This is a genomic window from Sagittula marina, assembly GCF_014196795.1.
Lineage (GTDB): Bacteria > Pseudomonadota > Alphaproteobacteria > Rhodobacterales > Rhodobacteraceae > Sagittula > Sagittula marina.
On sequence record NZ_JACIEJ010000008.1, the window covers coordinates 48012 to 62088 of the forward strand.

A 14077-nucleotide genomic window follows, 5' to 3' on the forward strand; every position below is an offset into this window, starting at 1 on the left:
TTATGAACAAGCTACTGACCTCTGGCGCGGTTGCGCTTGCCCTGATCGCGGGCGGCGCGTTCTACATGACGCAAGGTGCGACGACCAACGCCAACGGCACAATCACTGTTCCGGGCGCAGCCGTTGCCCAGACACAAGAGGGTGGTGAGACCGAGATCGACACCTCCTCCGTCGTGGAAATGACCATGGGGGCCGAGGATGCGCCGATCGAAGTGATCGAATACGCCTCCTACACCTGCCCGCATTGCGCCAGTGCCAACGAGACGCTGATCCCGCAATTGAAAAAGAACTACGTCGACACCGGCAAGGTGAAATTCACCTACCGCGAAGTGTATTTCGACAAGTACGGCATGTGGGCGTCGCTGATCGCGCGCTGCGGTGGGCCCGAGAAGTTCTTTGGCATCTCCGACATGATCTACAAGGCTCAGGACGATTTCATCGCCCCTGCGCGTGAAGGTGACGAGGCCGGTGTGGCCGACGAGCTGCGCAAGATTGGACGAATGGCCGGCCTCGACAACGACCAGCTCGAAGCCTGCCTGACAGACAGCACGCAACTGCGCACGCTGCTGACCTGGTTCCAGGAAAATGCCACGGCGGATGACATCAACTCGACGCCGTCGTTCATCATCGACGGCGAGAAGTACTCCAACATGAGCTACGCGGACTTCTCCGAGATCCTGGACGAGAAACTCGGCGAATGACGTCGGCGCCGCGCGGCCCCCTTGCAGGGGTGAAGGTCATTGAACTGGCCCGGATTCTGGCCGGGCCGTTCGCGGGGCAAACCCTCGCTGATCTCGGCGCGGAGGTGACAAAGATCGAGGCCCCCGAAGGCGATGACACCCGTCGCTGGGGGCCTCCGTTCATCGACCGTGACGAGGATCACACGGCCGCCTATTTCCATTCCTGCAATCGCGGCAAGCAGTCCGAAGTTGTGGACCTGCGCAGTGCCGAGGGGCAGGCGCGGGTGTGCGAACTGGTGCGGGATGCCGATATTCTGATCGAGAATTTCAAGGTCGGCGGGCTGAAGAAGTACGGCTTGGATTATGCCTCGCTGGCAGAGGTCAATCCCCGGCTGATCTACTGTTCCATCACCGGGTTCGGTCAGGATGGACCGTATGCGCATCGCGCCGGCTATGATTACATCATTCAGGGCATGTCCGGCTTCATGTCGATCACCGGCGATCCCGAGGGCGTCCCGCAGCGCGCAGGCGTGGCGATCACCGATCTGTTCACCGGGTTGTATAGCGTGTCCGGCATTCTGGCGGCGTTGCATCAGCGGCACCAGACGGGCAAGGGCCAACACATCGACATGGCGCTGATGGATTGTGCGGTCTCCGCCATGGCGAACCAGGCGCTGAACTATCTGTCCACCGGCACGCCGCCGGAACGGACGGGCAACTATCACCCGAATCTGACGCCTTATCAGGTGTTTGAATGTTCCGATGGCCACATCATCATCGCCACCGGCAATGACTCGCAATACCAGCGCCTGACGCGGGTTCTGGGGGTGGGCGACATGGCGGAGGATGCCAGGTTCCTGACCAACTCGGACCGGATTGCGCATCGTGACGAGATGACGGAGCGTCTGACCGCCGGCACGCGCACGTTCACAAAGGACGCGTTGCTGGCTGCCTGCGAGGCCGACGGCATCCCCGCCGGGCCGATCAATGACATGGCCGAGGTTTTTGCCGATCCGCAGGTCGTTGCACGCGGGATGCAGATCGCGCCGGGTGGCGTGCCGGGGGTGCGTGCGCCCTTCCGGTTCTCGGATGCGGACCTGGTGCTGGACGCGCCCGCGCCAAAGCTGGGCGAATAAGGCGTAGGGGCGGGGTGTCACCCCGCCCGGCATGTTCAGGTCAGGTGATCCACCACCATCAGATGTTGCGCCAGTCCGTGCACGCTGTCCAGCCAGCGGTTCACAAGCCGTAGATCGGACGGCGCGGCACTGACGCCCGCCGGGATCTCTCGGGCCAGAACGCTTTCCACAGCCCAGCTGACCGGTGTGGACACCAGTCGTGCCATGGCAGAGCCACGCGCGTCGCCCCAGGCATCCATCACGTAGGTCTTGTGATAGACCGCTTCGCCGTCCTTTTCCGCCCGCAATGAGACGCACAGCACGACGCGATCCGCTTCGCCGTCGTCGTAGGCGTTCTCTTGCAGAAGCTTGTCGGCGATGGCTTGCAATTCCGCGTCCGAGGCTTTGGGGGCAACCTTGAAAATATCGTCCCACGCATCGGCCCAGCCGTTCAGGCGCAGGGTGCCGCGCACGAAATCCTTCACCTTCCAATCCGGGGCAAAGCCGTAATCCGTCATAAACGGCAGGCTGTCCCGGTTGGGATAGACCTCAAAGCTCTCGGCGCGCGGCAGCGGGGCGTCGTAGCGGGTCAGCGCCTCCCATGGGTGGGCGACCTCCAGCTCGGTGAAGTGGCGGATCGACCGCGAGGGGGAGCGCAGCGCCTTCAGCACGCCCACCGGGGCCCAGCTGAATTTGTAGCGAAAGGCGTTCGGAACCTTGGGAACACCGCCGCAGTACGAGGTGAAGGACAGCGCGTTGTCCGTGTCGAATTCCGAGGACGCGCGATAGTCGGCCACCAGCCAATGCGCCATCAGGTGATCGAGGCCCGGGTCCAGACCGACCTCGTTTACAAAGCGCAGGTCGGCCTCTTTCGCGGCGGCGTCCAACGCGCGCATTTCGGGCGCGATATAGGAGGAGGACACGAAATCCGCCCCCTTCGCCAGCGCCAGTTCGGCCAGCGGGACGTGCCAATCTCCGGGCAGCATGGAGACGATGACGTCACCCTTTTCCACCGCCGCGCTCAACGCAGGAAGGTCGAACGCCCGGATGTCGTCGGTCAGGTCGCCCACCGCGGCCTCGGCCTTGGCGGTGGTCCGGTTCCAGACCGTCATGGGAATGTTGCGGCCCAGCAGGCGCCGCAGGCCGGGAACTGTGGACAGGCCCGTGCCGCACCAATGTACTGTCATGCCTCAGGCTCCTTTTGAGTGCTTTTTGAACATATCATATGCCCGCCCCCAGACACCTGAGTCGATCTGATCCAGCGTGGCAAGATGGGGCAGGAGCTGCTCGGCAAAATCCAGAGAGGATTCCAGCGGCAGCAGCGAAGGCAGGTTGTCGATGGCCATCACATCCAGCGGCGGAGTATCGTGCACGCGGGTGGCGGGACGATCCCAGGTGGTCGCCGCGTCGTAGACCGGCACCGGGTTGAACGGGCTGGTGGGGTCACAGGCGATGTCGCCGATCACCCGCAGCGCGCGGTCGCGCTGACCTGCGTCTGCGGGGACAAATTGCGGCACGCCGGGCGTGGCCAGAATGCAGTTGAAAAAGACGTCATGCGCCAACACCTCAGGAAACGGGCCGCCGTGTGCGGTTTCCGCCATGTCCCAGGGGGTGACGGTGACGCCGACCTCTTCGCACAGTGTCTTCGCGCCAGAGCCGACGCGGCCCTTTGCCCCGATGACGATGGCGCGCAGGGTCTGGCTGTCGATGGCGGAGGCAACCTCGGCGCGCATGGCGGGGGCGTCCTTCCACGTTGTCACAGGCGGGCAGGTGTCGCTACGGGCCTGTGCAGCCAGTGCCAGAAGCGACACCGCCGCACCGGCGTATCCCGCCCAGTAGCCAAAGGCCGCCACGCGCCGCCCCTGAGGATCGACGAGGTACTCGAGGTCATACAGCGCCCCGCCGCCCCGCGTGAAGCGGTCCAGGAAGTCCTGCGCGCCGGTCTGATTTTTGTAGGCGTGGCCGAACATGATGTGGCGGTGGGGCAGGGGGCCGTCGCCCTCGGGCAATTCCTTGAGCCCAAAGATCAGCGCATCACGTGGCGCCTCGGGCCAGCTGCCGTCCGGCGCGATTGCGGCACCGGCGTTTGCGAAATCGTCGGTGGGCAGAACGCGGGTGGCGCTGTCCTCGACCGTGACCTGAACCCCCTTGGCGATCAATTTACGCACGCCGTCAGGGGTGATGCCCACCCGTTCCTCGTTGGCGCGGCTTTCCGCGCGGACCCATAGATGTGTCACCCACTGCTCCATCTGTGCGTTTGATCAAGTTTCCCGGCCAAACAACCTGTCCCGTCGGGCAGGTTCAACCCCTATTCCCGGTCGGACGGGGCAACTGTGGCCTTACAGGTGGCTGCGGGCGAATTGACGGTCCGGGTTGTCCAGGTGCGGCAGCGCATTGAACTGAGTCAGCAGCAGGTCGTCCCCGAGAGGCTGGATCCGATGCAGAGAGGTGTTCTCGATTGCGAGGCAGGCGGCGGCGAGCGCTGAAATGTCCAGCCGCATCACGACGCGCATGGTCATGCCGATCAAGCCACCTGACGTGACGATCAGCGCGCGTCCCTCGCCGGCGGCGATCTCTGTCACGGCGGCGCGCACGCGGGCCTCGAAATCGGCAAAGGGCTCGGGGGCGTCGTCCACCTTATCCTGCTGCCAAAGGTCAAACACCTTTGGCAGATGGGCGACGAACCCCTCCCGGTCAGTGGGCATCATCAGCCCGTGCTGGGCCTCGACCGCCTGAGCAAGGTCGAAATATGCCATCTCGTTCAACCGTGCGTCCCGCACCGGAGCCGTGTCGCAGACCTTGCCGATCCCTTGAGCGGTTTCCACATGTCGAACCAGCGTACCTGTGTAAACGCGGGCAAAGCGTTCGCCCGTGTCGCGGAACCAGTCGCCCAGCCAGTGCGCCTGCTGCCAGCCAAGGTCAGAGAGCTTGTCATAGCTCACTTCATCGCGGGCGGCCGTGTTGGCCTGCCCGTGGCGAACAAGGGTGACATGAGACATGGGCGCGGGCCTTTCCAGAGTGTGCGGCGCAGGCTTACGTCGGGCGCGGCCTGAGGGAAAGCAGCATTCCCGCCTTGCCGCGGCGGATTGACCCGGATTTTGGCCTCGTAGGTGTAAACGTCGCGTTGCCAAGCGCGCGGTCTGGCATCTTTGGCCGAAAGCGCCTAAATCACGAAAAAACCATAGCATCGACGCCCCAAAGACCGACGCCGCACAGACCAGGAGACCCGCCTTGAATCAGGAACACGCAGGCCGCATCACCCGAGATGGCATTCGCATTCACGACGATGCGGACTTTGCCGGAATGCACGCGGCGGGACAGGTGGCGGCGCAGATCCTCGACGAGGTGGCGGACAAGGTTGATGTGGGCGTGTCGACCGCCGAGTTGGACGACTTTATCACGCGGCGGGTGACGGAGCTGGGCACCGTATCGGCGACGATCGGGTACAAAGGGTATCAGCACGCCTCCTGCATCAGCGTGAACCACGTGGTCTGTCACGGCATCCCGGACGACAAGAAAAAGCTCAAGGACGGTGACATTCTGAACATCGACGTGACGGTGATCCTTGATGGCTGGTTCGGGGACAGCTCGCGCATGTATGTTGCGGGCAAGCTGTCGCGAAAGGCGGAGCGGTTGATCCAGGTGACGCACGATTCGCTGATGAAGGGGATCGACGCGGTAAAGCCCGGCGCCACATTTGGCGACATCGGACACGCGATCCAGAGCTATGTGGAAGGCCATCGCATGTCGGTGGTCCGCGATTTCTGTGGCCACGGGCTGGGCACGGTGTTTCACGCGCCGCCGAATGTGTTGCACTACGGGCGCCCGGGGATGGGGCCTGAGCTGGAAGAGGGCATGTTCTTTACCATCGAGCCGATGGTGAACCTGGGCCGCCCTGAAACGAAGGTCCTGGCCGACGATTGGACGGCTGTGACACGCGACAAATCGCTGTCGGCGCAGTTCGAGCATTCGATTGGCGTGACGGCAGATGGGGCGGAGATCTTTACCCTGTCGCCTGCGGGACGGTTCCACCCCACCTATTGACCGAAGCGCCTTTGGTCGGCTCGGGCTGCCTCCGGCGAGCGGTATTTGGAAAGCAAAGCAGCAGGGCCGCGCGTGACAAATGACACGCGCCGCTTTTGTTTCAGGGGGTTAGCCCCATTGCCAGAGCGCGGGCACGAATTGGTAGGTGCTGCCCTCTTTTCGGACGTGTCCCACACCGGGGAAGGGGAAGTGGTAGCCCAGCACCGCCATGCGGTCCGTTGCAGCCATGTCGAGCAGACGTTTCCGCGTGCTGACCGTTGTGTCGCCGTCCATGTCGAAATTGTTGTACCACTCAGGATGGGCAAAGTTCATGTAGGCGTGGGTCATGCTGTCGCCGAGGGCGATCAGCTGCTGGCCGCCGCTTTCGACCACGACAGAGACATGGCCGGGTGTATGGCCGGGCGTGTTGATGACGCGCACGCCGGGGACAACCTCGTCTTCATCGTTCAGCAGTGTCCAGTCGGCGCCATCGACCCGCAGCGAGTTTGCGGCCCCCACGGCGAATTGCTGCATATCCGCTGGCATGCTGGCGGCGAGACCGTCCTGAAGCCAGAACTCATGCTCGGCGGTGGAGACGAAGTACTGCGCCTGTGGCAGGATCGCCTCGTCGAAATCGTCGCGGATGCCCCAGATGTGATCCGGGTGTGCGTGCGTTATGACGACATGCGTGATGGAGCCGGGATCAATGCCGGCTGTTTCCAGATTGCCTATCAGCTCACCCGCAGTGGGGAGGAACCGATTTCCCGAGCCGACATCGACCAGCACCTTGTGGTCACCGGTCTCGATCACGAGGTGGTTGGCGTGGGAATAGTTGGTGACGGGCGACAGGAAATAGCTTTCGAGGAAGGCTTTGACCTGGTCGGCGTCGGCATTCACGCCAAGATCGGTGGCAGACAGTTCGAGACGGCCATCCGAGACAACGGTCAGCCGTGCCTCCCCGATCGTGAAGGCGAAGTGCTGCGGATTGCCGCCGGAGGGTGCGCCGAGCGTTTGGGCACGGGTCAGTGTCGGCAGGGTCAGCGCTGGCGCAGCGGCTGCCATCGCAAGAACTTCGCGACGGGTGGGGCGGATGATGGACACAAGAGACCTCCCTTTCATGCATGTCTTTGAATGCGACTGTAGCATCGTGGGCGGAGGTTGCCACAAAAAGTACGGCCTGCGGGTTGTACGGGCATGAAAGAATGCGTCTTTTCGAACAGGGGCACGGTCAGTGATCCGGATCTTGAAATCTTTGCAATGGCCGGATTGCGCGTTCGGTCCCGGCATGTGGTGGATTGGGTTTGGGCATCCTCCACATTGATCTTGTGTTGGTGGGGCTCATGACAAGCAGACCCCTGCCGGCCAAAGCGCCCGTTGGTATATTCACGCTGCCGGTATGCGTTGCTGCGCGGTCGCGGTAGTCAAACGGAGCAAGCCCTACCACGGTGCATAGGCGTGGCCGAGGTGCCTCAGTTGGCCGATGCGTGACGCGCCGCGACATTTGCGCGCTTTTCTCGCGGTGACAGGGCAAAACTTTTGCGTTATCTGTCTTCGTCGAAACGCTTATACCCAACGGAGGGACGCGATTATGGCCGCAGATCACAAGCACGGCACCATGGACGTCACAGTTCAAGAGAAGACCTTCGACGGCTTCATCAACTTCGTCATCAAGGCCTGCACGGTGATTTTCGTCATCGTCGTGTTCATGGCGATCTTCGCCGCCTGATATGACGCGGGGGCGCCGCATTTTGCAGCGCCGAAGGTACAGGAAATTTTGCAAGGCCCGTGGTCACTTGAATGTGATTCGGGCCTCGTGCTTTTGTCTGACAAGACGCGCAGACAGATGACAGGTGGGAACCTTATGACACTGATACAGGGCCTTCGGGCTATTTTCGCGCTGGGCGCACTGCTGAGCATGGCCGCCTGCGCCGGGACACAAATGTCCGGTCCCAACGCCACGCCCGAAGAGGCCGCGCGGGTCGCCTATCGCTCGTCAGAGCCGCCCTCAATCACGCTGTACACCATGATCAACAACCGGACAAACAACGGTGCGCATACGTCGATCAAGGTGAATGCTCCGACACAGCAAGTGATTTTCGATCCTGCTGGCTCCGCCCGGTTCCAGAGCGTGCCGGAGATTGACGATGTGCTGTATGGCATCACGCCCGAAGTGGAGCAGGCCTATGAGAGCGCGCATGCGCGGTCTGCCTATCGGGTCAAGATCCAGCGCGTTCAGGTGCCGCCGGCGGTGGCAGAGCGGGCCTTGCAACTGGTGCAGGAGAACGGCCCGGTCGGGCCTGCGGCCTGCACGTCCCAGACCGCAAGGTTGTTGCAGAAGCTTCCCGGTTTCGAGAGCATTCCCAACGCCTTGTTCCCAAACAAGCTGATGGAGGCCTTTGCGGAGTTGCCGGGTGTCGAGACCCGTGAGCTGCGCGAAGAGGATGGTGATGACAAAGACCTGGCCATTCAGCGAATCGAAGCGGGCTGGGCCGCCAACGGCGTGCCCGACAGGTAAGCTGTCAGGCCCCGAGCAGCCAGCCGCCGCCGAACATGACCAGCGCGCCAACGCCAAGCGCGGCATAGAGGTTCCGGGTCACGGCACCAACAGCCAGGGCAAGACCCGCCGCCGTCACGCGCAGCGGGTCTGTCTCTCCGCCGGTCGCGGCGGGCCAGATCACCAGGGGCGCAACCAGCGCCGGGATCACCGCGACGGCAGTGTAGCGCAGATGCCGCAGCAGCCATTCGGGCAACTCGCGGTCCCCGATCACTCCAAGAAACACGAACCGCAGGCCGAACGACCCCAGTCCCAGCAGAACGATCACTGTCCAAAGCGCGGTTTTGTCGATCATGACTTGCCCTCCTGCGGCAACATGCGTCGCTCGAATTCCGCCCCGGCCATCATGCCCAGAAGCGCCCCGGCGATCAGGCCAAGGTTATAGGGCAGGAAGGCGAACACCAGCGCCGCCACACCGCCGACCGTGGCCGCCACGCGATGTGCCCCGGTGCGCAGGCTTGGGCCGAGCATCGCGATGAAAGCCAGCGGCAGAACAAAGTCGATCCCGAGCCCCTCTGGCACCGCATTGCCCAGCCACGCGCCCACAAGGGTAAAGACATACCACGGCGGGCAGATCGGCAGCACGACCCCCATGAAATACGCGAACTTCTGCGCCAGCGTCTGGTTTGGGTGTTTCTCGTAATTCAGCGCGGCGGCGGCGTAAGTCTGATCCACAAGGAAATACGCCGTGATCATACGTTTCCACAGCGGCAGCGCGCCCAGATGTGGGGTGATGGAGGCAGAGTACATGGCCATACGCAGGTTCACCGCCAGCGCAGAGGCCAGAACGACCACCACCGGCGTGTTTTCCGACAGCAGTTGCAGCGCGGTGAACTGCGCCGCGCCTGCGATCACCACGACAGAAAAGCTCAGCGTTTCAAACACGTTCAGCCCCGCTTCGGTGGCGATCACGCCAAACAGAAGGGCAAAAGGTCCGACCACCAAAAGAAACGGCAGGCCGTCGCGAACTCCGCGCCAGAAGCTTGACATCACGTTGGGCTGGGGCATGGTCTGGACCTCTGGAATTGCCGGATAATGCCTAGCGGGGGAGCGCAGCGGATGCAATCGCATGACGACAGCACGGATTATATCATTGCGCCGGACCCCGGTGCCGCGCGGCTGACGCGGGCCGTCAATGGCATCGACCAGGCAGGGCAGGTGGTTCAGATCAACGTGGTCGAGGAACGCCCGCTGACCATCTATCTCAATGGACAGGAGATCGTCACCGCCATGACGATCGGGGATTACCCGGAATACCTGGCCCTTGGGTTTCTGAAGAACCAAGGCATGTTGCGCGACGGCGAGACGATCAAAGGCGTCGATTACGATGACGATCTGGAGGTCGTGGTTGTGCGCACCGACGGCCAGACCACCTACGAGGAAAAGCTGAAGAAGAAGACCCGCACGAGCGGCTGTGCCGTGGGCACGGTCTTTGGCGATATGATGGAGGGGCTGGAGGGGCTGACCTTGCCGGCGACGTCGGTCAAGACTTCGTGGCTGTATGCTCTGGCGCACCGCATCAACACCACGCCGTCGCTGTATCTGGAGGCTGGCGCCATTCATGGCTCGGTGCTGTGCCATGGCGACCGACCGCTGGTTTATATGGAGGACGTGGGCCGCCATAATGCCGTGGACAAGATCGCCGGCTGGATGGTGTCCGAAGGCGTTTCCGGCGCGGACAAGATCATGTACACCACCGGGCGGCTGACCTCTGAGATGGTGATCAAATGCGCATTGATGGGGGTGCCTGTTCTGGTTTCGCGCTCGGGTTTCACCGCCTGGGGGGTGGAGATCGCGCAGCAGGTCGGGCTGACTTGTATCGGCCGAATGCGTGGACGGCGCTTTACCTGCCTGTCCGGCGCCGACCGGCTGGAGTGGGACGCGGACCCGGGCTCTGTCCCCGAGGAATCGAAACGCTCCGGTCGCAAAGGAGGTGTATGATGGAGCCCGTGTGGACGATGCCCTACGAGCTTACCCGCAAAGAGGCCGCACGCGGGATGGCCCTGGCCTGCAAGCCGATCTACTCGGGCAGATGGCGGGCGCTGCAGATTGCCATTGCTCTTCTCATGGGGGCTGGTGTGGCGACATTGGGCATGATCATTGCAGTGCTCCTGGAGAAAAGCCTTGGCCTCTCCACGGGGTGGTTCGGGGTCTTTGCGCTGGCGCTGTGGGTCGTCTACGTCGCAGTGGCGCGTGGCACACGCCAGCGGATCGCCGCGGCCTATGTCGATAGCCCGATGATGGACGGTCAGCAACTGGAGCTGTCCGCGCGCGGCATCACCACAAGCAACGGGCGCTCGGATGGCGGGATTGCATGGACCGACGTCGTGGCGGTTGTCGAAACCAAGGATATGTTGGTCGCCAGCATCGGCGCTTCGGGCTTCATTCTGCCGAGCCGCGTTCTTGAACAGGCCGGTGACGCGGGAGTGATCCGGCAGCAGGTGCAGGCCTGGCAGGTCGCCGCCACGGGAGACGTCGCATGAAAGCCCCAGTGGGTGTGATCCTTGCAGGGGGGCAGGCGACGCGCATGGGCGGCGGTGACAAGGGGTTGCTGACGCTTGGCGGGCAGAGCCTGCTGGACCGCGTGATGGAACGTATTTCGCCGCAGGTCAGCGATTTGTGCCTGAATGCCAACGGAGACGCGGGACGTTTCGACGTGGGGTTGCCCGTGGTCGCCGACAGCTTGGCCGGGTTTCCCGGGCCGCTCGCCGGGGTGCTGGCGGGCATGGACTGGGCGGCCGCGCAGGGGGCCGAGACGCTGGTCAGCGTCGCCGCCGACACGCCGTTTCTGCCCTGTGATCTGGTGCCGCGCTTGCAACTGGCCGCCGAGGGGCAGGCGCTTCCTTTGGTGCTGGCTGCTACTCTGGGCGACACGGAAACGCGGTCTTCCAAGGGGCGCGTGATCCGGCATCCGACCTTTGGCCTCTGGCCGGTGGCGTTGCGGGATGATCTGCGTGCCGCGCTGGAGGAGGGCTTGAAAAAGGTCGTCCTTTGGACCGAACGCCACGATGGCCGCGAATGCGTCTTTCCCGACGATGCGGCCTTTTTCAACGTGAACACGCCGGACGATCTGGCACAGGCTGAGGCGATGTTATGAAAGTTTTCGGCATCACGGGTTGGAAGAACTCCGGCAAGACCGGATTGATGGAACGTCTCGTGTCCGAGATCAGCGCGCGCGGTGTGGTGGTCAGCACGGTCAAACACGCGCATCACGCTTTTGACGTGGACCATCCGGGCCGCGATTCCTATCGCCATCGTGAAGCAGGTGCCCGCGAAGTGGTTCTGGCCTCGCGCAAACGGGTCGCGGTGATGACGGAACTGCGGGGCGAGGCCGAGCCGGAACTCGACGAGCTGCTGACCCGCCTTGGCCCTTGCGATCTGGTGCTGGTCGAGGGCTACAAGCGCCAGCGCCATCCCAAAATCGAATGTTTCCGCGCCGAGGCCGGACATGATCTGATTGCCAAGCAGGACGACACGATCCTCGCCGTGGCCTCCGATTGTCCGGTGGACGTTGCCGTGCCGGTGCTGGATCTAGATGACACCAAGGCGATTGCCGATTTCATCATGGCGCATGTGGGGCTGTCCTGATCGACGCTGCAGGCTTGGGCTTCGACCGCTTCATCATGGTGGACTGGTCCGGGGGAAACGACCGGGGGCCGCGCCCAAAACGTGACGCCATCTGGATTGGCGAGGCCGGTCGCGCGCCGGTCTACTGCCGCAATCGCGCTGTGGCCGAGGCGCATCTGACGGCCCGCATCAGCGACGCATTGGACGCGGGCGAACGGCTGATGGTCGGCTTTGACTTTCCCTTCGGCTATCCTTTGGGTGTGGCTCAGGCGTTGTGTGATGGCGACACGCTGGCGCTTTGGGATTGGTTGGAAAGCCGGATTGAGGACAGTTCAAAAGCCAACAATCGTTTCGACCTAGCAGGTGAGATCAACCGACGCTTTCCGGGGCAGGGGCCGTTCTGGGGCAATGGCCTGAAGCGCGACATTGACGGGTTGCCACGTACCAAGGCAGGCTACGAAAATCCATTTGCCGACAAGCGTTTGAGTGAGACCCGGACCAAGGGCACCTTCTCTGTCTGGCAATTGGCCGGAGCCGGATCGGTCGGCAGTCAGGCGCTTATGGGGCTGCCTGTTCTGGCGCGGCTCAGGCGACAGTTTCCGGTGGCCGCGTGGCCGTTGGAGCCATGGGACGATGCCGCCGTGGTGTTCACCGAAATATGGCCCGGGCTGATCGAGCCGGCGGTCGCACGCCATGCGGGCATCCGCGACGCGGTGCAGGTGCGCGTGTTGGCAGAGGGGCTCAATCGGCTTTCGCCCGCGCGTCTGAACGCTATGTTAAGCGTCGACGCCCCGGACGCGCAGGAGGAAGGTTGGATCCTCGGTCTGGGCCACGAAAAGGAGCTGCTTGCCGCCATGTCACTCACCCCGCCGCCGCTGAAAAATGACTGCTTTGCCCTGCCGCCGGGGGTGGACTGGACCCCGGTGGACGAGGCGCTGGCCATGCTGCAGTCGCGGCTTACCTGCGTCTGCGCGACCGAGACTGTTGCGCTGGGCCATGCCGCTGGCCGCGTGCTGGCAGACGACGTGACCGCGCGCCGCTCCAACCCGCCGGAACCCAACACCGCAGTGGACGGCTATGGCTTTGCCGGGGCGTTGGTGGGGGAGGGTGACATCGTCTTGCCGCTGGTTGATGGCCGCGCCGCCGCAGGTGTGCCTTATGCTGGCACGGTGCCGCCGGGACAGGCCTGCCGTGTCCTCACCGGAGCAGCGCTGCCCGATGGCGTCGATACGGTGGTGCTGGACGAGGACTGCGCCACCAGTGGCGGCGAGGTCGCCTTTCGCGGGCCGGTCAAGACGGGGTCCAACACTCGCCGCGCGGGCGAAGACGTGCAGGAGGGGCAAACGGCCCTGTCGGCAGGCCGCAGGCTGACCCCGGCGGATCTGGCGTTGGCGGCGGCTGTGGGCCTGTCGGACCTGCCCGTGCGGGCGCGCTTGCGGGTTGGCGTGCTCTCCACCGGCGACGAGGTCGTCCCGGCAGGCAGCACAGCCGCACAGGGCCAGATATATGATGCCAACCGCCCGATGCTGCTTTCCATCGCTGAACGGCTGGGACACGTTGCCGTGGACCTTGGGCATGTGGGCGACGACCGCGATGCCTTGCGCGCGCGGCTCGACGTGGCCACGCAACAGGTCGATGTGGTCCTGACCTCCGGCGGTGCCTCTGCCGGGGATGAGGATCACGTCTCCGGCCTGTTGCGCGAAACCGGCGCGCTGGCGGAATGGCGCATCGCGCTGAAGCCGGGCCGCCCGCTGGCGCTGGGGATGTGGCAGGGGATGCCGATCTTTGGCCTGCCGGGAAATCCGGTGGCGGCTTTTGTGTGTACGCTGGTCTTTGCCCGCCCTGCCATGGGGTTGATGTCCGGAGCTGGCTGGCAAGAGCCGCAGGGGTTCAACGTGCCTGCCGCCTTCTCAAAACGGAAAAAACCGGGCCGTCGCGAATACCTCCGCGCACGCATCCGCGACGGGCACGCAGAGGTGTTCAAATCCGAAGGGTCGGGCCGGATCTCTGGGTTGAGCTGGGCCGAAGGGTTGGTTGAACTTCCCGACGGTGCGCAGGACATTACCCCCGGCACTGTTGTCCGTTACATTCCCTTTGGCAGTTTTGGGCTGTAAGGCGACCATTGGTCCTTTGGGCAA

General features: G+C 63.6%; 16 protein-coding genes. 10 read left to right on the forward strand and 6 right to left on the reverse strand.

Annotated elements, in window-relative coordinates; genetic code table 11:
• Window positions 1-2 precede the first annotated feature (2 nt).
• Together GGQ68_RS15615 and GGQ68_RS15620 are read left to right on the forward strand one after the other, a co-directional pair.
• Window positions 3-701 (forward strand): DsbA family protein, encoded by a 699-nt coding sequence (locus GGQ68_RS15615; protein WP_183967626.1) that lies wholly within the window; start codon window positions 3-5, stop codon window positions 699-701.
• The gene (locus tag GGQ68_RS15620; protein ID WP_183967628.1) at window positions 698-1816 is read left to right on the forward strand and encodes a CaiB/BaiF CoA transferase family protein; all 1119 of its coding nucleotides are present in this window, start codon (window positions 698-700) and stop codon (window positions 1814-1816) included. Before GGQ68_RS15615 ends, GGQ68_RS15620 begins: the two co-directional genes overlap by 4 nt.
• A 35-nt stretch (window positions 1817-1851) precedes the next feature.
• On the opposite strand, the gene GGQ68_RS15625 is transcribed toward GGQ68_RS15620, so the two are convergent.
• The 3 genes from GGQ68_RS15625 to GGQ68_RS15635 form a co-directional block, all read right to left on the reverse strand.
• On the reverse strand, window positions 1852-2982 hold the full coding sequence (locus GGQ68_RS15625; protein WP_183967631.1) for a saccharopine dehydrogenase family protein: 1131 nt from the start codon (window positions 2980-2982) through the stop codon (window positions 1852-1854).
• Between the two features lie 3 nt (window positions 2983-2985).
• Window positions 2986-4032 (reverse strand): Rossmann-fold NAD(P)-binding domain-containing protein, encoded by a 1047-nt coding sequence (locus GGQ68_RS15630; protein WP_183967633.1) that lies wholly within the window; start codon window positions 4030-4032, stop codon window positions 2986-2988.
• A 102-nt stretch (window positions 4033-4134) separates the two neighbouring features.
• Window positions 4135-4794 (reverse strand): histidine phosphatase family protein, encoded by a 660-nt coding sequence (locus tag GGQ68_RS15635; protein WP_183967635.1) that lies wholly within the window; start codon window positions 4792-4794, stop codon window positions 4135-4137.
• 232 nt (window positions 4795-5026) lie between these two features.
• Here GGQ68_RS15635 and map point away from each other — a divergent pair, with 232 nt between their 5' ends.
• Entirely contained in the window at window positions 5027-5839 is an 813-nt protein-coding gene (map, locus tag GGQ68_RS15640; protein WP_183967637.1) for a type I methionyl aminopeptidase, read from the forward strand.
• Between the two features lie 108 nt (window positions 5840-5947).
• On the opposite strand, the gene GGQ68_RS15645 is transcribed toward map, so the two are convergent.
• The gene (locus tag GGQ68_RS15645) at window positions 5948-6919 is read right to left on the reverse strand and encodes an MBL fold metallo-hydrolase (RefSeq protein ID WP_183967639.1); all 972 of its coding nucleotides are present in this window, start codon (window positions 6917-6919) and stop codon (window positions 5948-5950) included.
• A gap of 487 nt (window positions 6920-7406) precedes the next feature.
• Here GGQ68_RS15645 and GGQ68_RS15650 point away from each other — a divergent pair, with 487 nt between their 5' ends.
• Together GGQ68_RS15650 and GGQ68_RS15655 are read left to right on the forward strand one after the other, a co-directional pair.
• Complete coding sequence (locus GGQ68_RS15650) at window positions 7407-7544, forward strand: aa3-type cytochrome c oxidase subunit IV (RefSeq protein WP_183967641.1); 138 nt, start codon at window positions 7407-7409, stop codon at window positions 7542-7544.
• 135 nt (window positions 7545-7679) lie between these two features.
• A complete protein-coding gene (locus GGQ68_RS15655; protein ID WP_183967643.1) occupies window positions 7680-8333 on the forward strand; it encodes a hypothetical protein in 654 nt (217 codons plus the stop codon).
• 4 nt (window positions 8334-8337) lie between these two features.
• Here the strand turns inward: GGQ68_RS15655 and GGQ68_RS15660 are convergent, their stop codons facing one another.
• Together GGQ68_RS15660 and GGQ68_RS15665 are read right to left on the reverse strand one after the other, a co-directional pair.
• Window positions 8338-8667, reverse strand: a complete 330-nt coding sequence (locus GGQ68_RS15660; RefSeq protein WP_183967644.1) for an AzlD domain-containing protein — start codon at window positions 8665-8667, stop codon at window positions 8338-8340.
• Window positions 8664-9380 carry an AzlC family ABC transporter permease gene (locus GGQ68_RS15665; RefSeq protein WP_183967645.1) on the reverse strand — a complete coding sequence of 239 codons (717 nt, stop codon included), beginning with the start codon at window positions 9378-9380 and terminating at the stop codon, window positions 8664-8666. Before GGQ68_RS15665 ends, GGQ68_RS15660 begins: the two co-directional genes overlap by 4 nt.
• Window positions 9381-9431: 51 nt before the next feature.
• Between GGQ68_RS15665 and fdhD the strand changes: the two genes are divergently transcribed.
• Genes fdhD through GGQ68_RS15690 form a run of 5 tightly spaced genes read left to right on the forward strand, consistent with a single transcriptional unit; the run spans window position 9432 to window position 14053 of the window.
• Window positions 9432-10313: a formate dehydrogenase accessory sulfurtransferase FdhD gene (gene fdhD / locus GGQ68_RS15670; RefSeq protein WP_183967646.1), complete on the forward strand. Its 882-nt coding sequence runs from the start codon at window positions 9432-9434 to the stop codon at window positions 10311-10313.
• Window positions 10310-10855: a YcxB family protein gene (locus GGQ68_RS15675; RefSeq protein WP_183967647.1), complete on the forward strand. Its 546-nt coding sequence runs from the start codon at window positions 10310-10312 to the stop codon at window positions 10853-10855. The genes fdhD and GGQ68_RS15675 overlap by 4 nt, the downstream gene beginning before the upstream one ends.
• Window positions 10852-11469 carry a molybdenum cofactor guanylyltransferase MobA gene (gene mobA, locus GGQ68_RS15680; protein ID WP_183967648.1) on the forward strand — a complete coding sequence of 206 codons (618 nt, stop codon included), beginning with the start codon at window positions 10852-10854 and terminating at the stop codon, window positions 11467-11469. The genes GGQ68_RS15675 and mobA overlap by 4 nt, the downstream gene beginning before the upstream one ends.
• Window positions 11466-11960, forward strand: a complete 495-nt coding sequence (gene mobB / locus GGQ68_RS15685) for a molybdopterin-guanine dinucleotide biosynthesis protein B (protein WP_183967650.1) — start codon at window positions 11466-11468, stop codon at window positions 11958-11960. Before mobA ends, mobB begins: the two co-directional genes overlap by 4 nt.
• Before the next feature lie 35 nt (window positions 11961-11995).
• Window positions 11996-14053, forward strand: a complete 2058-nt coding sequence (locus GGQ68_RS15690; protein ID WP_183967936.1) for a molybdenum cofactor synthesis domain-containing protein — start codon at window positions 11996-11998, stop codon at window positions 14051-14053.
• Window positions 14054-14077 lie beyond the last annotated feature (24 nt).